Source organism: Haloplanus sp. CK5-1 (genome assembly GCF_037201915.1).
Taxonomy (GTDB): domain Archaea; phylum Halobacteriota; class Halobacteria; order Halobacteriales; family Haloferacaceae; genus Haloplanus; species Haloplanus salilacus.
Map to the genome: position 1 here is coordinate 1566261 of NZ_CP147505.1, position 19384 is coordinate 1585644.

The window sequence follows — 19384 nt, forward strand, 5'->3', positions numbered from 1 at the left end:
CTGGCGGTGCTGGACAAGGCTTATGTATATCAAATACTGAGAGTGTTTATAGTCTCGGGTACCAGCGGACCGAGTCGCCGTCCGTCGATGCCCCGCTCGCCGGCCTCCGACAGTCGCTCCGCGACGCCACGGTCGTGCTCGTGGTGTAATGCGTGCTCACACTTCGCGTCATCCCGGCGAGGGGACACGGCGTCGGCGGCGGTCGACCCCGAGACCCAGAATAGACAATGACGAAGGAAACCCTCGAAGACCTCAGCCAGCAGTACAAGGAATCGGTACCGGCGGATCTCCGCGAAGCGAAGGGGTTCGATTGGTATCTCGACGAGGTCCACGACCACCCCCGGATCGCCCGCAACACCCACCAGCGCGTCGCCGACATGTTCGACTACTACGGGACGGAGTACGACGAGGATGCCGGCGTCGTCGAGTACCGGATGGCCTCGGAGGACCCGCTGTACGACGGGGAGAGCACCTTCTACGGTCGGGAGGTACACGAATCCATCCACGAGTTCGTCAACAAGGTGAAAAGCGGCGCGCGCGGCCTCGGCCCCGAAAAACGGATCAAACTGTTGCTCGGCCCGGTCGGCTCCGGCAAGTCACACTTCGACTGGATGGTCCGTCGGTACTTCGAGGACTACACGATGAGCGACGCGGGGCGGATGTACACGTTCCGGTGGACGAACCTCTGTAACATCGTCCGCGACCAGGACCCGGCGGACGACACCGTCGTCTCGCCGATGAACCAGGACCCGCTGGTTCTCCTTCCGCAAGAACAGCGCGACCGGGTGCTGGACCGGCTGAACGACGCCCTCGACGCGCCCTACACGATCCGCAACGAGCAGTCGCTCGATCCGGCGAGCGAGTTCTACATGGATCGGCTGCTGGCCCACTACGACGACGACCTGAAGGCGGTCCTCGACAACCACGTTGAGGTCATCCGCCTCGTCGCGAGCGAGAACAAACGCCAGTGCATCGAGACGTTCGAACCCAAGGACAAGAAGAATCAAGACGAGACGGAGTTGACGGGGGACGTCAACTACTCGAAGATCGCCGTCTACGGTGAGTCCGATCCGAGGGCGTTCGACTACTCCGGGGCGTTCTGTAACGCCAATCGCGGGCTGTTCTCCGGCGAGGAACTGCTGAAACTCCAGCGGGAGTTCCTCTACGACTTCCTGCACGCCTCCCAAGAGCAGACGATCAAGCCCAAGAACAACCCCCGGATCGACATCGACCAGGTGATCGTCGGCCGCACCAACATGCCCGAGTACCGGGACAAGAAGGGCGACGAGAAGATGGAGGCGTTCAACGACCGCACCAAACGGATCGACTTCCCGTACGTCCTCGAATATTCCGAGGAGGCCGAAATCTACCGCAAGATGCTCCGGAACGCCGACGTGCCGGACATGCATATCGAGCCACACGTCATGGAGATGGCCGGCCTCTTCGGCGTCCTGACCCGGATCACCGACCCCGACGGCGAGACCGTCACGCTCGTCCAGAAGGCCAAGGCCTACAACGGCGAGATCGACGAGACCGACGACGTCGACGTGAAGAAACTCCGCGAGGCGGGCGAGGAGACGGCGGATATCGCCGAGGGGATGGACGGCGTCTCCGCCCGGTTCATCGGCGACGAGATCGCCGAGGCGATCATGGACGCCACCCACCGCGGCCGGGAGTACCTCTCCCCGCTGTCGGTGTTCAGCCACTTCGAGAAGAACCTCGAGAACCACGGATCGATCCCCGAGGAGAACGTCGACCGCTACCACCGCTATCTCGAACTCGTCCGCGAGGAGTACAAAGAGCGGGCCATCGAGGACGTCCGCCACGCGCTGGCGTACGACGTAGACGAGATCCAACGGCAGGGCGAGAAGTACATGGACCACGTGATGGCGTACATCGACGACGCCACCGTCACCGACGACCTCACGGGCCGGGAGCAGGAACCGGACGAGACGTTCCTGCGCTCGGTCGAGGAGAAGTTGGAGATTCCCACCGACCGCAAGGACGACTTCCGACAGGAGGTGTCGAACTGGGTGAGCCGGCGGGCCCGCGAGGGCGAGGGGTTCGACCCGCAGGACAACGACCGCCTCCGCCGCGCCTTGGAGCGCAAACTCTGGGAGGACAAGAAACACAACATCAACTTCTCCGCGCTGGTGTCCGCGAACGAACTCGACGACGACGAGCGGAGCGCGTGGATCGACGCGCTGATCGAACAGGGATACTCCCGCGAGGGTGCCACGGAGGTCTTGGAGTTCGCCGGCGCGGAAGTCGCGAAGAGCGAACTCGAAGGATGACTGACTACATCGCGGCCGCCGACGCGGAACTCTCGGGGGCGTACGAGGAGCCGATGAGCCTCGACGCGTACGTCGAGGCGGCGATGGAACGGCCCTCTATCGCCTCCCACGCGCCGAAGTACCTGCTCGAAGCCATCGAGTCGATGGGAACGCGGACGGTGATCGAGGAGGGCGAGACGCGCGATCGCTACCGATTCTTCGACGACCCCGCCAACGGCGGCGAACACGCCGTCCTCGGCAACACCGAGACGCTCAACGGCTTCGTCGACGACCTCCGGACCATCGCGGCGGACCGGGGGAAACGCGAGAAGATCATCTGGTTCGACGGTCCGACCGCGACGGGGAAATCCGAACTCAAGCGCTGTCTGATCAACGGCCTCCGGGAGTACTCGAAGACCGATGCGGGGCGGCGTTACACCGTGGAGTGGAACGTCACCAACGCGTCCGAGGACCGCGGCCTGAGCTACGGCGACGGGGGCGACCGCGAGGACGACTGGTACGAGAGCCCGGTCCAGTCCCACCCGCTGTCGGTGTTTCCGGCCGGCGTCCGGGCCTCGATCCTTTCCGACCTCAACGAGGGCGACCACATCCCGACGCGGGTCGAAGCCGACCTCGATCCGTTCTGTCGGGAGGCGTACGACGTCCTCGAGGAGCGGTACCGGCGGGCAGGCGGGCGGAACCTCTTTTCGTCGATCACCGACCCGCGCCACCTCCGGGTGAAAAACTACGTCGTCGACGTGGGACGAGGGATCGGCGTCCTCCACTCCGAGGACGACGGCACACCCAAGGAGCGACTGGTCGGGTCGTGGATGCCGGGGATGCTCCGGGAACTCGACTCGCGGGGGCGAAAGAACCCGCAGGCGTTCTCCTACGACGGCGTTCTCTCGCAGGGCAACGGCCTGTTGACCGTCGTCGAGGACGCCGCCCAACACGCCGACCTGCTCCGAAAACTGTTGAACGTCCCCGACGAGGGCCGGGTAAAGTTGGACAAGGGGATCGGGATGGATATCGATACGCAGTTGCTCATCATCTCGAACCCGGACCTCGACGTGGAACTCGACCAGTACGCCGACCGCAACGGACGGGATCCGCTGAAGGCGCTCAAGCGCCGCCTCGACAAACGTCGCTTTGGCTACCTCACCAACCTCTCGCTGGAGGCGGAACTGCTCCGGCGGGAACTGACGAGTGAGACGGCCGTCTGGGAGGCCGAGGGCTACGCCGACCTCGAATCACGCGTCCGAGAGGGGCTGTCGCTGTCGGTTCGCGACGACGACACCGGGGTCGTTGAACGGGAACTCGCACCCCACGCCGTCGAAGCGGCGGCGCTGTACAGCGTCGTCACGCGGCTGGACGGCGAGGACGTCCCCGGCAATCGGAGCCTCGTCGAGAAGGCCCTGCTGTTCGACCAAGGCTACCTGCAGGAGGGCGACGAACGGATCGAGGCCGACGCGTTCGCCTTCGACGGTGACGACGGCAGCCACGGGATTCCCGTCACCTACACGCGGGACGTGATCGCCGGCCTCCTCCAGTCGGACGCCGACCGCGAACATCCGGATCTGCCGGTCGAACGGGTCGTCATGCCGGACGACGTCTTGGACGCGATGGCCGACGGGGTAGCCGACGCCCCCGTCTTCTCGCGGGCCGAGGCCGCCGAGTACGAGAACCGCTTGGCCGTCGTGAAGAGTCACGTCTTCGACCGCCAAGAGGCGGACGTCCTCGACGCCCTCCTCGCCGACAAGGGGGTCGAAGAGGCGACCGTCGCGGAGTACGTCGAACACGTCTTCGCGTGGGCGAACGACGAACGGGTGTCGACCGATCGGGGCCCGGCCGACCCCGATCCGTTGCTGATGAAGGTGTTCGAGACCGAACACCTCGGGCGGTTCGGCGAGGGTGCGTACGACGGCGCGGAGCCGACCGAACGTGTCGCCGAGTTCCGCAACGAGAAGGTCGTCACCGCGATCAACCGGTACGCGTGGGAGAACCGAGACGAGGACTTCGCCATCGAGGACGTGGACGTCTCCGAGATCCCGGTCATCCGGGCGGTGCTCGACAGCCACGACTGGGGCGACGTGGCCCGCCTGTTCGAGGGGTTCGATCCGGTCCAGTGGGCCGACCCACCCTCCGGAACCGAGACGGCGCGGCGCAAGGCGGACGCGCTCGATCACCTCCGGGAGATGGGCTACTCGCCCGCCTCGGCGGAGTTGACGAGCCGAAAGGTGATGCGGGAGGTGAGTTACCGATGGGACTGAGGGAGGACCTCGACCGGTTCCGCGAGGTCGGCGAACGCCGACGGAACGACCTGACTGAGTTCATCCGCTACGGCGACCTCGGCGGGAGCGACGCCGACAACATCCGGGTGCCGATCAAGGTGATCGACCTCCCGGAGTTCGCCTACGACCCCCGCGACCGCGGCGGCGTCGGGCAGGGCGACGGCGAGACGCCGGACGTGGGCCAACCGGTCGGCGAGCCCCAGCCGGCCGACGGCGACCCCGGCGACGAGGACGGCGACCCCGGCGACGGTCCGGGCGACCACGAGTACTACGAGATGGACCCCGAGGAGTTCGCCGAGGAACTCGACGAGGAACTCGGCCTCGACCTCGAGCCGAAGGGCAAGGAGGTAATCGAGGAAGTCGAGGGCGACTTCACCGAACTTGCGCGTGCCGGACCGGACAGCACCCTCGACTTCGAGCGCCTGTTCAAGAAGGGCCTGAAACGGAAACTGGCGACCGACTTCGACGAGGCGTTCGTCCGCGAGGCAATGCGGGTCGAGGGGGCGACCCCCGATTCGGTGTTCCGGTGGTGTCGCGGGGAGAACGTCCTCGTCTCGCGGGCGTGGATCGACGACGAGTGGGACTCGATCCCCGACGAGGAGCGGGGCCGGTGGGGGAGTTTCGAGGAGATGAGCGAGTCGGCCGAGCGGACGACGGCGGCCGAACGCATCCGTCGGGACGGGATCGAACAGGTTCCGTTCCGGCGGGAGGACGAGCGCTACCGTCACCCCGAGGTGGTTGAGGAGACGGAGAAGAACGTAGTCGTGGTGAACATCCGCGACGTGTCGGGGAGCATGCGCGAGGGGAAGCGGGAACTCGTCGAGCGGACGTTCACGCCGCTGGACTGGTATCTCACCGGCAAGTACGACCGTGCGGAGTTCGTCTACATCGCCCACGACGCCGAGGCGTGGGAGGTCGACCGCGACGACTTCTTCGGCATCCGCTCGGGCGGCGGGACGCGCATCTCCTCGGCGTACGAACTCGCCGCGGAGGTCCTCGAGGAGCGCTACCCGTGGGCGGAGTGGAACCGCTACGTCTTCGCCGCCGGCGACTCGGAGAACTCCAGCAACGACACCACCGAGAACGTCGTCCCGCTGATGGAGTCGATCCCGGCGAACCGCCACGCCTACGTGGAGACCCAACCGGGCGGGACGGCGATCAACGCCACCCACGCCGAGGAGGTCGAACGCGCGTTCGAAGACGAGACGGGCGTCGTCGTCACGTACGTCGCCGACCCCGCGGACGTGACCGACGCCATCTACGAGGTCCTGAGCACGGAGGACACGAAATGAGGGACGACCGCGTCGACGCACGGAGGGAAGCGACCCGCCTCACCGAACCGGTCGAGGAGGCGGCGAATCTGGCACGGAAGTTGGGGCTCGACCCGTATCCGGTCAACTACTGGATCGTCGACCACGACGAGATGAACGAACTCATCGCCTACGGCGGGTTCCAGGAGCGGTACCCCCACTGGCGGTGGGGGATGGCTTACGACCGCCAGCGAAAACAGGACCAGTTCGGTATGGGCAAGGCGTTCGAAATCGTCAACAACGACAATCCCGCCCACGCCTTCCTGCAGGAGTCGAACTCGCTGGCCGACCAGAAGGCGGTCATCACCCACGTCGAGGCCCACGCCGACTTCTTTGCCAACAACGAGTGGTTCGGGCTGTTCGGCGACGGGGAGGGTGACGATCGGTCGGACTTGGACGCGGCGGCGATGCTCGAACGCCACGGCGAGACCATCAGGGGATACGTCGAGGACCCCGACATCGACCGCGACGAAGTCGAACGGTTCATCGACGCCGTGCTCTGTCTGGAGGACACCATCGACCAACACCGGGCGTTCGCGCGGGCCGACGAGCGACGCGAGAGCGACGCGCCGCCCGACCTCCGGGAGCGGTTGGACGACCTGGACGTCTCCGAGGACGTGCGCAGGCAAGCCTTCGACGAGGAGTGGCTGGACGACCTCGCGGAGTCCGAGCGAGCGGCCGCCCGACTCGAAGAGCCCCACGCCGACGTGCTCGCCTTCCTCCGGGAACACGGCCGACAGTTCGACGAGGAGACGGGGAAGGCCGAGGCGTTCGAGCCGTGGCAAAAGGAAGTTCTCGACATCCTACGCACGGAGGCATACTACTTCGCGGGACAGAAGATGACGAAGGTGCTCAACGAGGGATGGGCCTCCTTTTGGGAGTCGCTCATGATGGGCGACGAGAACTTCGCCGGCGACGACGAGTTCGTCACCTACGCCGACCACATGGCCCGGGTACTCGGCTCGCCGGGGCTCAATCCGTACAAACTCGGGATGGAGCTCTGGGAGTACGTCGAGAACGTGACCAACCGGCGCGAGGTGGCCGATCACCTCCTCCGGGTCGAGGGCGTCAGTTGGCGGAACTTCCACGACGTGATCGACTTCGAGGCGGTGGCCGATCTGCTCGCTCCCGACCCGGAGATCGCGTCGATCACCCCGGCGACGCTCGCCGACCTCGATCCGTCGGACCCGCGCGTCGACGCCGACGCCTTGGAACGGGCGCGGGCCGGCGACGTCGACGTGGAACGGTACCCCTGGAAGGTGCTCACGACGGCGGGACTCGCGGAGCGACACTTCTCGCTGTGCCGGCCACAGAACCGCGGCTTCCTCCGTCGCATCCGGCGGTCGGAACTCGAACGGCTGGCGCGGTACATGTTTGACGACGCGAAGTACGACACCGTGGCCGACGCCGTCGCGGCCGTCGACTACACCGTCGGCTGGGAGCGGATGCGGGAACTCCGCGAGAGCCACAACGACGTCACCTTCATCGACGCCTTCCTCTCCGAGGAGTTCGTCACGGAGAACGACTACTTCACCTACGAGTACTCCGAGACGACCGGCGACTTCCGGGTCGCCTCCACCGACCCGGAGGACGTGAAAAAGAAGCTCCTGTTGCAGTTCACCAACTTCGGGAAACCGACGGTCGCGGTGTACGACGGCAACTTCGGGAATCGCAACGAGCTGTTGTTGGGCCACCAGTACAACGGAATCGACCTCGACGTCGACCAAGCGAAACAGGTGCTGGAACGCAGCTACGATCTGTGGGGGCGGCCGGTCAACCTGATGACAGTCGTCACCGAGTACGACGAACACGAACTGGAGATCGCCCGACGCCGTAACCGCGAACCGACACCGACGGAGGTCGGTAAGCGGATCAGGTACGACGGCGAGGGGTTCGAAACGCACGAACTCGATCCCGAACTCGAAGAGCGGATCGCCGCAGCCGACATCGACTACGACACGAAGCCCGACGAGTGGCTGAGCTGACGGCGGTCACTCCACGTCGGCGTCGGTTCCAGTGCCGAGGACGACACGAATCCCGTCCGAATGCGACAGCCACGCGTGAGCGGCCCCAGAGAAGCCGAAGACGACGACGACCGCCGCCGCGAGAGCGAGGTCCGGGACCGCGGTGAACGGAAACACGTCGAGCCACGCCCCGACGAGGAACCCGAGACACAGTGCGGACAGCCCGAGGTAGCGACGACTCCACTGCCGTCCTCCGTCGTCGACAGCGGACAGGTAGGCGTCGATGTCGGACACCCCCGCCGCGGCGACGACCGTGCTTCGGTCGTGATCGTAGTCGACGACCCCCGCGTCGTCGAGTTTCGGCAGGTGCGTCTGGTGGAGCGAGGTGTAGACCCGCTTGCGCTGGTCGTACTCCAGGTCGGCGACATCGATCCCGTTCTCCCACGCGGCGATCCGCTCCGCGAGGTCGCTCAACTCCGCGTCCCGCTCGATCCGGTCCAGATAGTAGAGGACGTAGCGTCGCCGCTCGTTGCTCAGGATCGAGAAGAGCGTGTCCTCGGACAGCCCATCGGATCGGGAGTGGTCACGGAGGCGTGGGTCGGTGGAAGACATGGGTTGGCTTCGGTGTCGGACGACGGCGGTCGGGATCCGGAGCCGCTCCGACTAAGATACGTGTTCAGTACCGTCCGTTCGTTGATAAATTCATCCCCCGATCAGGTTTCGGGGGCGGTGAGAGAGCGGTGGGCGGCGGCGGAGACGACTTCGGTCGCCACGCCGCGGGGAGACCCTCCGTCGGGCCGACCCACGGGAACCGATCGCTCGCGCTCGTGGTGTCTAATACTCCGTCTCCGCCTACGATCGCTAGTTGTCCACTCTGGCTCAAGAGACCAGTTGCTGACACGTAGTGATCAGAATGACGCGACTGAATCAGTCGCCTGATTCAGCCGCCGTCCGGATGGATGCGTGATGAGGCTACCAAAACTCAAACGCATCCTCACAGATCCGGACGAGTACATTTCGAACAGCCAGTTGAAGTCTCTTAGCATGGAGTTGCTTGAGCTGATACCGATGGAAGGAATCGAGGGCTCTGGCCTCGATTCCGAGGAGATCATGGAAGTCGTCTTACGAGCTGCTGTTGACACAACCTCAGTCAACGGCGTCACAACGAATACTGAGGACACGCCAAACCGCGAGCCAGTGATGGACTGGTTGCACACCCTGGAGAAAGAGCCGATGCTCGATGCTGTCAACGATATCCTCGCACTGGTGGCAATGACGGTTCTCGACCGCGGCGGGTCGAGAACCATCTGTCTGGACTTCATGGACAATCCGTTCCACGGTCATCCAGACGACGAGGACGAGTTCAGGAGAATGGAAGCACGGGACGGAACCACGAAGTGTCACCGGTACTGTACTGCGTTCGTCATCGCGCAGGGAAAGCCACTAACACTGGCAGTTGAACCAGTTGATGGCGAGGACAGCAAGGCCGACGCGGTCGAGCGCGTGCTCGCCCGCGTCGAGACATATCCATTCGAGACCGACCAGATCCTCATGGACAGAGACGCCTTCGTCGGGGAGTTAATCGGTGTTCTTCGGGAGACAGCACCGCCAGTCTTTCCGGTCATAACCCGGAAAGACTCGCTCCGGGAGAAACTTGCTGTCACTGCTTCGCATATGACAGAAGAGACGGTCTGTGAAGACAAAGAGTACGAACAGACGTATCCGCTGGCAGTGAACGTCACCTACCAGAACGGTGATCGTGGAAAATCAGGGCTCAAACAAACGGGCTACGCGGCGTACGGTCTGGAAGACCGCACGCCGCAGCAAGTGGCGCAGGTCTACAACCATCGGTCACGGATCGAGAAGAGCTATGAGAAGTTCCGCGAAGCGCGTGCTTTGACAACGACGCCATCGACGATAATTCGGCTCTTCTACGTGGGTGTCGGGTTCCTGTTGGAGCAGTTGTGGCTCGTGTTGCAATGGGCAGTGCTCGCCCGGCCACGGCGTGGCGGGCGAGCACTCCCGACAGATTTCACGTTCAGTGATGGGTTTCTCCACGGGATCGAGCAGGTGTTAGACGATGAGCTCGGCTGGAAGCAAAAGCATCGGACAAACAGTGAAGGGTTACCACCAGGATACGAGCACGGACTCGGCTGAGCCGCCTCGCTTCGGCTGAAGCGAGGCTGGCGAACAGCGACAGCTATCTTTTGACGGTCGTCGAAATAACTGCCACAGCGGACAACAGCCAAGTATTTGATATTTTTCTAACTCGGTGCAGCGTCAGGAGTGGAATTCGTCTCGTTTCGGCCTTCTTATCGTGTTAAACCGGACTCTTGCCACCGGCGCTATCGATAGAGTGGACAACTAGCGACGATGCTCGGTCAGGGATTTGAACCACGGTCACGGCGAAGCCGTTCCCCGATTCAAATCCCCTCCGTGCGCGTCTCACTTCGATGCTCGGTCAGGGATTTGAACCCTGGTCGTCGGCTCGAAAGGCCAACATGATTGGCCGGACTACACCAACCGAGCGGTGTCGCAGTTCCGCGATTCTCACGATGGGAGCGCTACTGATAAATCCGTCTTTTTCGCTCGCACTCGCTCACACGACGCCCTCGAACTCGAATCGCGCGCCGCCACCGTCGGCTTCCGTGACCGTCATCGCCCAGCCGTGGGCCTCGGCGATGTCCTCGACGACGCTCAGGCCGACGCCGGTTCCGTCGTCGGCCGTCGAGTATCCGAATTCGAGGACCCGGTCGCGCTCCTCGGCCGGGATGCCGACGCCGTCGTCTTCGACGTAGAACCCCTCACCGTCCGGGAGCGCTCCGACGGTGACAGAGAGGTCGAGTGGGGTGTCGGCCTCGCCGGGAGCGACATGTTCCACACAGTTCCGAAAGGCGTTCTCGAACAACCGTTGGAGGCGGGTCGGATCGCCCTGCACCGTCAGGCCGGTGTCGATATCGACGGCCGCGCCGAGCGTCGGCACCTGTGCCCAGGCGTCGGTCGCCACCGCGTCGAGGCCGACCGGATCGTCGACGTCCTGGCCCGCGCGGGCGAGCGCCAACACGGCGTCGATGATCGACTCCATCCGGTCGTGTGAGGAGCCGATCTTGTCGATGGCCTCCGAATCGTACTCCTCGCGAGCGATATCTAGCCACCCGTTGGCGACGACGCTCCGTGACGTCCCTGAAACAGACCGTCAGTCCGGTCTCGGAGGGGTGGGGGTGACTTCGATCCACGCGTCGAGGGGACCGTAGCGCGCGTCGAACGAGACGGACTCCTGCGTGCGCACCGCTTCGCGATACTTCGTCTCGAAGACCGAGTCGCGCGCTTGTGGCAGCAGGTCCCAGATGTTCCGGCCGACGAGTTCGTCGGCGGTGAACTCCTCGCTGACGGCGTCGTGGACGGTCGATCGGGAACGGTCGTTCAGGTACGTGAACTCCCAGGACGTGTCGAGACCGAAGACACCGTCCATGATGCGGTCGAGCAGTCGCTCAGCGCAGTCGGCGTCCGGCACGAACTGGTCTCCCGATCGACTCCGTCCGTCGTGTGTCTCCAGTCGTCATTCGTCCACGAGGAGGCGGACCACGATCAAAAAAACCAAGCCGGCGGTGGAACCGTCGACTCACCCGGACGTGAGTTCGAACGATACCGACATCTGGTCGGAGGTACGGTGTAACTGGAGTTCGCCGATGGCGACGCTCGCGGTCAGTTCGCCGAGTGGCCAGTCGTCCGTTCGGAGGGTGACGGCGTCCTCCCAGGTGTAGAGCCCCGCCGAGTCGACGGTCCGGTCTCGCTCTCGGTTGCGGCGGACAACCAGTCCATCGGCGTTCGAGATGTCGATCCCTTCCTTGAGGTTGATCGTCCCCTCGGGGACGCGGAGGCGGTAGCGAAAGGCGACGACGGCGGGCTGGCCGCGGCGAACGGCGTCGACGCGGTTCGCCTCCAGGTCGCCGGGGGCGGCCCACTCGGAGACGAGGGCGACGTCGAGCAACTGTGGCTGGTACCGCCGTTTCGGGGGTGTGACCGTCGGCTCGGGTGTCTCGGTCGACGCCGCCGTCGCCGTCGCCGCCGGTGTGTCGGTGGCCGGCGTCGAGGTCGGTTCGTCCGAGGGCCCCGCCGAGCCACATCCCGAGAGTCCGGCGAGACCGGCACCCGCGGCCGCCAGAAGCGTCCGTCGATCCATGTGGTGTCGGCTCCGTGAGTGAGGCTCATAAGGTCGTCGCACGGTGTCAGGTCACGAACGAGACCCGTCGAGCGATCAGCGGCGGGCCTCGGCGGTCGCGACTACCCGCTCACAGGCGCGCTCGGCGTCCCGTTCCACCGCCGCGGCGCGCCGGACCATCCCGTCAGCGAAGGCGGGGTCGGCCGAACGGTCGGCGTTGTGTCGGACGGTGAACGCAGTCGCCCGGACGGCCGCCCGAGCGAGGAACGCGCCGGTGACCGCGTCGGGGACGGCGACCGGGGTTCCGACCTCGGTCACGGTCGCCGCGTGGTCGAGGACGGCCGAACACGCCTCGGCGATCGCGAGGGGGACGCCCGTTGCTCGCTTGGCCTCGGGAGTCGCACCCGCACAGTCGGTGGGCTGGGCCGCAAGCAGCGTCGCGACCGCGTCGGCGTCGGAGTCGGCGAGCGCCAACAGTCGCCCCCGATACCACCGGAGGTCGTCGCGAATCGAGGGCAGGTCGGCCTCGGTCGTACCGTCTCGGGGTTCGCCGTTCCCGTGCGCGTCGAGGGTGTGGAGACAGACCATCTCACAGAGTGCCGCGCCGGTCGCGCCGACGACGGCCGCCGTCGTCCCGCCAGCGGGGGTAACGGACTCCGAGGCGACGGCCGACAGGAAGTCGTCGATCGAGTCGTCGGCGTAGGTCACGGTAACGGGACGTGGACGCGTGTGCGTACAAACCCTTTGCGCACCAGGAGGGTCGGTCGGCGGTGGACGGGAGTCGCTCCCGCCGTCGGATCGGTACCGGACGGCTCAGTCGATGCGGGAGAGCGCCAGCGACTCGGCGGTGTCCGCCGTCGTCGGTTCCCGCTCCAGCAGTTCGATTTCGGAGACCCACTTGACGCTCTCCCAGCAGTCCCCGCCGTCGCCGGTCGGAACCAGCCGTGCTGGGCCGCCGTGGGCGGCCGGCAGCGGTTCGCCGTCGAGTTCGACCGCGAGGAGGGCATCGTGGAGGCGGTCGACGGGAAACGAACACGCGTAGTCGCCGTCCATGGCCCGGACGAGTCCGTACGCCGTATCCTCGGTGGGTGTGGCCCGGTCGAGGAGCACCCCGACCCGGATGCCACGCCACGCGAGGCCCTCGGCCGTCCAGCCGGCCTCGCAGTCGAAGTCCTCGTGGAACGGGTCGAGGGAGTACGTCGAGAGGTCGTCTCGCGTGAGCGTGAGCGGTCGGTCGACTGACCCGGTGACGTCGAGCGTCCACGCCTCGGGGTCGACGTCCGCCGGGATCGGATGGCGTTCGAGGTCGGTCACGGTCGTCGTTCGGCACCGAGGGTAAAAACGGTTGAGACGAACCCGTTCCGGCGACCGGTCGCTCATACGGATTATTGTAAGTCATTACCGGTGAGTCGCCAAGGCAGTCCGGCGAACAGTTACAACAAACCGTATCAGATCGCCGTCGGGTCGACCCGCCGGCCGACCAGGACGAGACTCCCGACCAGTAACACGACGGCGGCGGGCAGGAGAAACTGGAACGCGGTCACGACGATGCCCGACGCCTGAACTCCCAGCGCGAAGAGGACGACGGGGCCACAGCAGGCCGTCCCCGAGAGGACCGCCGGAATCCCCGCGAGAACGCCCGACGAGGAGGTGCCGACCCCACAGGTCGAGGGCTGTCGCCACGCGAGATACGTCGTCCCGAGGTTCAGGCCGACGAGGGCGGCGACGCCGGTTCCCAACACGGTGTTGAGCGAGAAGAGGTAGGTTATCGGACCGACCGACACGCGGGCGACCGGCCTAAAGGAGAGCGGACCGAGCGCCGGACGGAAGAACGTCGCGAACGCGTCGGAGACGACGGTCACGTCCACACCGCCGATTCCCGGCGCGAGGTGGCCGAGCGCGTACAGGTAGACCAGGAGGTAGCCAAGTCCCGTCGCGGCGGCGACGGCCGACGCGTCGCGACGGCGGAGGACGACCCTCGTGACCGTGAGCGTCCGAGAGACGGCGGCACCGACCCGGCTCCGACCGTCACGCGTAGACATCGGTCTCCGGGTAGTAGCCGTGCCAGGCGAACCACATCGCGTCGAAGGTGTGGACCCTCGCGAGGGGGAGGTCGGCGGGGTCGTGCGACGACCCGTCGACCGACACCCGTTCGCCGTCGCTCGCGACGGGTCGCCCGTCGGGGTTCAGGTAGACGTAGCCGGTGTCCAGATCGGAGTCGGCGACGGCGACGACGGGCGTCCCGCCAAGTTCGCCCGTCATCACTCCCCGTTCGAGGAGCGGTGCCTTGTCGAACGCCACGGCCCCGTCCGGGATCCGGGCACCGAGGACGACGTGCTTCCGGTCGAACCGGTCGTCCTCCGTCAACGTCCCGAACAGCGTCGTCCCGTTCTCGTAGTAGCCACGGGTAGGGTTGTACGAGCCGTACGGATCCCGGCCGTAGTTCTGCGCCGACCCGGTGTCCGTCGAGAGGACCGTCGTGTCGGGGTGTCGCTCCCGCCACAGACGCCAGGTCGTCCACACGAGGCCGAACTCCCGCAGCGAGTGGGTGCCGGGGGTCTCGTTCCACGGGCCGGGTATCGAGGTGGCGAGGATCTGTGGCCACCAGGTCTCCGTGGCGCGGTCGTACATCACGAGGTTGTTGTTGATCAGGCGACCGGAGACGCCGAAGGTCGTCTCGCCGCGTTCGAACCCCTGGACAGTCCCGGTGAGCGGACAGTACGTCACCGCGACCGGGCGGTCGCCGAGGTGGTCGTTGACTATCTCGTGACGGACCAAGATCTTCTGGGGGTAGGCTTTCACCACGTCGCCGTGGACGACGCCGAAGACGGGATCACCCGGGTTCAGGAAGTCGGCGTTGGCGCTCCCGACGAAGGTCGGGTCGTCGATCGAGGGGATGCCGTCCTTGGGCGGGCCTCCCGAGACGGCGTGGGCTCGGAGGTCGTCCCGGGCCATCGGCAACGGGAGCGTCCGATCCGCGGTCGGCACCACGTCCTCGACGGGGATCGACTCCTCGACGCCCGACCCGGTCGACGTCGACGACGTGCCCCCGGCCCCGGGATCGGCGCTTCCCGTACACCCGGCGACGGCGCCGAGACCGGCCGCAGCGACGAACCGGCGTCGAGTGACTCTCATACGTGAACTGCCGTGTCGGGGTGGATTAACCCTTGACCGGTCGTGTGGCGTTCACACACATACACACACCACACGGCGTGGCCGCCCTCGCGAGCGCGCTACGCCGAGTCGGGTCGTGGGCCGGGGGATCAGAGCCGGTGGCCACACGCACAGTTGCCGATGCAGTACGTCGTCTCGGCCGATTCGGTCAGGCCGAGGCGGGCCATCGCGAGCGAGATGTCGGACGCGGGGTCGCTCCGCGGTCGGACCCCCGCCGCCGTCGCCCCGTACGGTCTGGGGCCGACGTCGATCCGGTCGACGACCGCCCCACGTTCGTGGTCGATCACCGCTACCTCGTCGTTCGTCTGGATCGGGACGTACAGGGACGTCCGCGACGGTCCCCACGTCCCGACGAAGGCCGATCCGTCGAGGTCGAGTCGGTCGGCGACGGTCCCGGCTTCGAAGTCGACGACGGTGACGTCGTTCGATCCCGGCGTGAAGACGTACCCCCGGTCGGAGTTCGGGCCGATCTCGCTCGTCAGCGGTCGCTCACCGAGGCCGTCGGCGGCCGTCAGGCGAGCCGTCTCCTCGGGGACCGCCGGATCGCCGAGGTCCCAGAGGCTCTCGGTTCCGGCGTCACCCTCGTCGTGTTCGACGAGCAACGTCCGACCGTCCGGCGAGACGGTCGCCATCCACGGGCGTGCAGGTCCGTCCCCGACCGGTCCCACGTCGATCTGTGTCTCGATTTCGAACGGGTCGATCCGGAGGACCGTCAGCGTGTCGCCGAAGATGTCGGGGACGTACGCGTACTCGCCGTCCGGGTGGATCGTGACGTCACAGGGGCCGGGACCGTCCCGGTCCCCGTTGCCGCCCTCGGCCGCTCGGTCGAGTTCGGCGGTCACCTCGCCGAACCCGTCCGACGACGGATCGGCGTCGATCCGGAACTGCGCGTGGGTCGGCTCTCTGGCGCTGACGACGACGTGAGCCCCGTCCGGCGTCCGTTCGAGCCAGTTGGCTCCCGACTCCGTCTCGACTGCCGCCGTCTCCGAGAGTGATCCGGCCGAGAGGCCGCGGACGCCCCGACCGACGTTGAGCCACAGCGACTCCTCGTGCGTGTCGACCAACTCCGGGGTGTACTGGTTCGACGGGAACGACGAGGAGAGGTCGACCGCCCGCGTGCCGACGAGTTCGTCGCGCTCCGGATCGATCAGGCTTACCGTCCCGTCACCGGTGTTGAACACGAACACGGTCGCTCGGCGCGTCCGGGCGTCGGTACCGTCGTTCCCGCCGCCGGCACAGCCAGCGGTCGCCGCGGTGCCCGCGACGGCACCGGTCGCGAGCACTCGACGGCGAGATACGCCGCCGGGCGCGTCCGTGTCGTCGTCGGCGTTTGGGTAGAGCATCGAAGCCCTGTCCTGGCCCATGGTGGGTAGCCGTTCGACCCCACAGTAGTAAGTGTCACCGGCGTGGCGGTCACCGGGCGTCGACGGGTCGTCCCGCCACGTCAGTCGCGGGGGTGAAACCACCGGACTGCTCGGCGACGAGGCACCTATCCGGGATCGCGTCGTACCGAACGACAGGGCTATCCGGGACGGGAGTCGGCGGTGTGGTACGCTTCCTGACCACCCGTCCTCCGGACTCGGTCGTCTGTTTCACCGGTCACTACCGGTTGCGTCGACTGCCCCGCCGTGACCGCGTCGTTCGGCTACCCAGCCACCGAAGCGCCCGGCGATCGAACCGAAGACAGCCAACGCGACCAACATGACGCCACCGACCGAGAGCACCATCACGCCTCCGACGATTCGGAACCACAGGGGGTTCGGGACGGTCGGGACCGCCCAGAGGAGTTCGTGTAGCCCCCAGAGGGCCGGGAATCCACCGACGAGGCCGGCTCGGAGTCCGGTCGCAGTGCTCTTCCCGCCGCGTCGCTTGACCAAGTAGCCGGCGACCACGCTCCCCACGACGACCATTCCGAGTGTCATATCCTCCGGGGACCGCCACGCTTCGAGTGCGGTGAACGGCAGTGCGAGTACCCCTCCCACGAGGGCGTACTTCCACATCACGGTCGTTTGGAGGGGGCCGATTCGGACCATGGCCGACGCGTCCGCTCCCCTCGTGAAAAAGCCCATCACAGTGTTGCTGGATCGGATACGCACGTTCGTCTCGTCGTCTCGGTGGGGTGGTGCTACACTACTCCCGGTAGAGAAGATAGAGGAGGTACAGACTCGCACCCGTTACGACCGTACCCGCGAGGGCGAACCCCACTGCTGCGGTGATCGGAACCGCGTACAGTGCAACCTGGATCAGTTGGAGACCGACCAACACGGCACATATCGAGAGCACCGTCCAGACGACGGTTCCCAGTAGCGTCCGGGTCGTTTCGGCGATCTCCTCGCGTACGATCGATCGGACCTTTCGTTCGTCGAGTTCGTCGGAGGGCGGCATACCGGTACGTGTCGTCGCCGTGGACGAAAATAACCTGTCGACCGGCGGCGTCACCGCGTTAGCGAACACGTCTTCGGCGTGGTGCTTGATCCCATCTCCGCCGCCGAGACGGATCGAGGCAGACGGCCGATCGAGGTGCGTCTCGTCCCGCCCCTGCACCGACCGTCCTACCGACAGGTAGCCGGAACGATCGACCGGCCGCAGGTGCAACCGTGCCCGGTATCGGGGCCGATCGGGTGACGGGAACACTATTGATCGTGGGGACACTCCGGTTGGCCAATGGCTCGAATCTGGGTGACTATCGGCACCCCTACCATGCCCGCGATTTTGAACCCGCTGACAGCGGCGTGTGACCGCGGATACGTCCCGGACGAGGTACTGGTTCTGTCGAATCCGGGGGTCGCCGAGTCGGTCGCGGATGCGACCGACCGGTTCGAGGTGATCGTCGATGCGTACGGGAACGACGCCGCTATCGCTACGCACGATCTGGAAAACGAGACCGCTTTTCGGAAGATCATCGAGTTCTACCGGTCGACGATCGAGGCTGCACGGGAGGCTGACGACACGATCGCCGTCGACGTCACCCCCGGTCGGAAGTTCATGTCCGCCATCGCGTTCCAAGCAGGATTCAAATTCGACGCCGATCACGTCTTCTATTTTTACCGCAAATCTGGGGGCTATTACGGACAGTTCTTCGCCGAGATCCCCCGAACGGCGACGGAACTGATCGATTTCAAGGAGGTGCTGTAATGCACCTAGAGCGCAGTCGGCTGGTGGTGCTGTTGAACGCGCTGTACGATCACGGCGTCGACTCGATTCCCGTCAAACACCCCTGTGGGGCGATAGGCGAACTCGTGCGGATCGATCTGGAGGACGACGGGCGGGCCACGATCCGGTGTACACAGGGGACGATGACGTATCAGGACAACCGCGAAACGATCCCTGCAAAGTACGGCGAACCCGCCTACAACGACCTTCCGGATGCCGAAACGTACACCCGTGCGATGGTCGCGAGCGGCCACGTCGCGCTCGACAACCGAGACGAGGTCCACGAGTTCGTTCGCCGACACGGGTACGCCGACCTCGAAGCGGGACACGACCCCGTCGTTCTCGGACTCGATGCGAACATCGTCGCGTGGCGGCTCCCGGACGTGTTGGGTATCGATGCCGAAACCGGGGAGACCGACGACCGCGGACGACGGCCGATCAACGGGTACGCGCTGGCGACGGGTGTCAAAGAAGAGTTGGACTGGCACTACAAGCAGTACAACACCGCGGAGTTGACCGCGGCCTTCGGCGACGAGTTCGCTCGCCTCGACGACCAGCCGGCCGGAGCCAACCGGGAGGGGCTCCTCGCCCTGTACGAGTACCGCCGCCTTCGGGCCAACCGGACCGTCGATATCCTCGACTGCGAAACCGGGGACGAAGCCATCGTCGCGGCCTACGAAGCGTTCAATCGGAACAGTCGCAAGCAGGCGGTGGTGCTCAGCAACGATTACGGATTCGTCGATCGGAGCGTCGACGTCGGCGTTCCCGCACAACACGTCGATTTCCCGGTGGACGTTCCCCGAACGGCGGCTGGCTCGTGGACACAAGCCGCGGAACTACTCTACTACCTCGCAGTCCTGTTCGGTGTCGTTCGACTGCCGAAGGTGACGCTCTATGGCGTCTGGAACGGGAAAGACGGCCGTCACTGGCAGCACGAACGGATCGATATCGACTGTTGCAGTCCGAAGATAGCACCACAGTTGGAGAGGGACCTCACTATCCTCGGGGTAACGGAGTAACACCTGTCGCCACGCGGTGTGACGGCACAGTCAAGTGG

General features: G+C 65.7%; 18 protein-coding genes and 1 tRNA gene. 7 read left to right on the top strand and 12 right to left on the bottom strand.

All coding sequences use genetic code 11. The features are described from left to right. Positions 1-227 precede the first annotated feature (227 nt). Genes NBT81_RS08295 through NBT81_RS08310 form a run of 4 tightly spaced genes read left to right on the top strand, consistent with a single transcriptional unit; the run spans position 228 to position 7859 of the window. Complete coding sequence (locus NBT81_RS08295) at positions 228-2294, top strand: serine protein kinase PrkA (protein WP_338742403.1); 2067 nt, start codon at positions 228-230, stop codon at positions 2292-2294. After that, positions 2291-4543, top strand: coding sequence for a kinase anchor protein (locus NBT81_RS08300; protein WP_338742404.1), 2253 nt, complete (start codon positions 2291-2293; stop codon positions 4541-4543). Before NBT81_RS08295 ends, NBT81_RS08300 begins: the two co-directional genes overlap by 4 nt. After that, the gene (locus tag NBT81_RS08305) at positions 4534-5856 is read left to right on the top strand and encodes a YeaH/YhbH family protein (RefSeq protein WP_338742405.1); all 1323 of its coding nucleotides are present in this window, start codon (positions 4534-4536) and stop codon (positions 5854-5856) included. The genes NBT81_RS08300 and NBT81_RS08305 overlap by 10 nt, the downstream gene beginning before the upstream one ends. Further along, positions 5853-7859 carry a SpoVR family protein gene (locus NBT81_RS08310; RefSeq protein ID WP_338742406.1) on the top strand — a complete coding sequence of 669 codons (2007 nt, stop codon included), beginning with the start codon at positions 5853-5855 and terminating at the stop codon, positions 7857-7859. The genes NBT81_RS08305 and NBT81_RS08310 overlap by 4 nt, the downstream gene beginning before the upstream one ends. Positions 7860-7865: 6 nt before the next feature. Here the strand turns inward: NBT81_RS08310 and NBT81_RS08315 are convergent, their stop codons facing one another. Then, a complete protein-coding gene (locus NBT81_RS08315) occupies positions 7866-8450 on the bottom strand; it encodes a DUF7344 domain-containing protein (RefSeq protein ID WP_338742408.1) in 585 nt (194 codons plus the stop codon). A 354-nt stretch (positions 8451-8804) separates the two neighbouring features. Here NBT81_RS08315 and NBT81_RS08320 point away from each other — a divergent pair, with 354 nt between their 5' ends. Next, positions 8805-9995 (top strand): ISH3 family transposase, encoded by a 1191-nt coding sequence (locus tag NBT81_RS08320; protein WP_338737857.1) that lies wholly within the window; start codon positions 8805-8807, stop codon positions 9993-9995. Positions 9996-10292: 297 nt separating this feature from the next. Here the strand turns inward: NBT81_RS08320 and NBT81_RS08325 are convergent. The 11 genes from NBT81_RS08325 to NBT81_RS08375 all read right to left on the bottom strand — a co-directional run bounded on the left by NBT81_RS08325 (position 10293) and on the right by NBT81_RS08375 (position 17718). Then, positions 10293-10367: transfer RNA gene (locus NBT81_RS08325), tRNA-Glu, on the bottom strand. 70 nt (positions 10368-10437) lie between these two features. After that, positions 10438-10923 (bottom strand): HAMP domain-containing sensor histidine kinase, encoded by a 486-nt coding sequence (locus NBT81_RS08330; RefSeq protein ID WP_338742409.1) that lies wholly within the window; start codon positions 10921-10923, stop codon positions 10438-10440. Positions 10924-11034: 111 nt separating this feature from the next. Next, entirely contained in the window at positions 11035-11352 is a 318-nt protein-coding gene (locus NBT81_RS08335) for a PAS domain-containing protein (RefSeq protein WP_338742410.1), read from the bottom strand. A gap of 108 nt (positions 11353-11460) precedes the next feature. Then, positions 11461-12021 (bottom strand): hypothetical protein, encoded by a 561-nt coding sequence (locus NBT81_RS08340; protein WP_338742412.1) that lies wholly within the window; start codon positions 12019-12021, stop codon positions 11461-11463. A 75-nt stretch (positions 12022-12096) separates the two neighbouring features. Then, positions 12097-12708, bottom strand: coding sequence for a cyclodeaminase/cyclohydrolase family protein (locus NBT81_RS08345; RefSeq protein WP_338742414.1), 612 nt, complete (start codon positions 12706-12708; stop codon positions 12097-12099). A gap of 105 nt (positions 12709-12813) precedes the next feature. Further along, a complete protein-coding gene (locus NBT81_RS08350) occupies positions 12814-13314 on the bottom strand; it encodes a molybdopterin-dependent oxidoreductase (RefSeq protein WP_338742416.1) in 501 nt (166 codons plus the stop codon). A 134-nt stretch (positions 13315-13448) separates the two neighbouring features. Next, positions 13449-14042 carry a hypothetical protein gene (locus NBT81_RS08355; protein ID WP_338742418.1) on the bottom strand — a complete coding sequence of 198 codons (594 nt, stop codon included), beginning with the start codon at positions 14040-14042 and terminating at the stop codon, positions 13449-13451. Then, positions 14029-15135, bottom strand: coding sequence for a DUF3179 domain-containing protein (locus tag NBT81_RS08360; protein ID WP_338742420.1), 1107 nt, complete (start codon positions 15133-15135; stop codon positions 14029-14031). Before NBT81_RS08360 ends, NBT81_RS08355 begins: the two co-directional genes overlap by 14 nt. A gap of 128 nt (positions 15136-15263) precedes the next feature. Continuing rightward, a complete protein-coding gene (locus NBT81_RS08365; protein ID WP_338742421.1) occupies positions 15264-16517 on the bottom strand; it encodes a hypothetical protein in 1254 nt (417 codons plus the stop codon). 249 nt (positions 16518-16766) lie between these two features. Beyond that, positions 16767-17207, bottom strand: coding sequence for a DUF5518 domain-containing protein (locus NBT81_RS08370; protein WP_338742423.1), 441 nt, complete (start codon positions 17205-17207; stop codon positions 16767-16769). 97 nt (positions 17208-17304) lie between these two features. Beyond that, positions 17305-17718 carry a hypothetical protein gene (locus NBT81_RS08375; RefSeq protein WP_338742425.1) on the bottom strand — a complete coding sequence of 138 codons (414 nt, stop codon included), beginning with the start codon at positions 17716-17718 and terminating at the stop codon, positions 17305-17307. 120 nt (positions 17719-17838) lie between these two features. Between NBT81_RS08375 and NBT81_RS08380 the strand changes: the two genes are divergently transcribed. Both NBT81_RS08380 and NBT81_RS08385 read left to right on the top strand, forming a co-directional pair. Next, the gene (locus NBT81_RS08380) at positions 17839-18309 is read left to right on the top strand and encodes a hypothetical protein (RefSeq protein ID WP_338742427.1); all 471 of its coding nucleotides are present in this window, start codon (positions 17839-17841) and stop codon (positions 18307-18309) included. Continuing rightward, a complete protein-coding gene (locus NBT81_RS08385; RefSeq protein ID WP_338742428.1) occupies positions 18309-19346 on the top strand; it encodes a hypothetical protein in 1038 nt (345 codons plus the stop codon). Before NBT81_RS08380 ends, NBT81_RS08385 begins: the two co-directional genes overlap by 1 nt. Positions 19347-19384 lie beyond the last annotated feature (38 nt).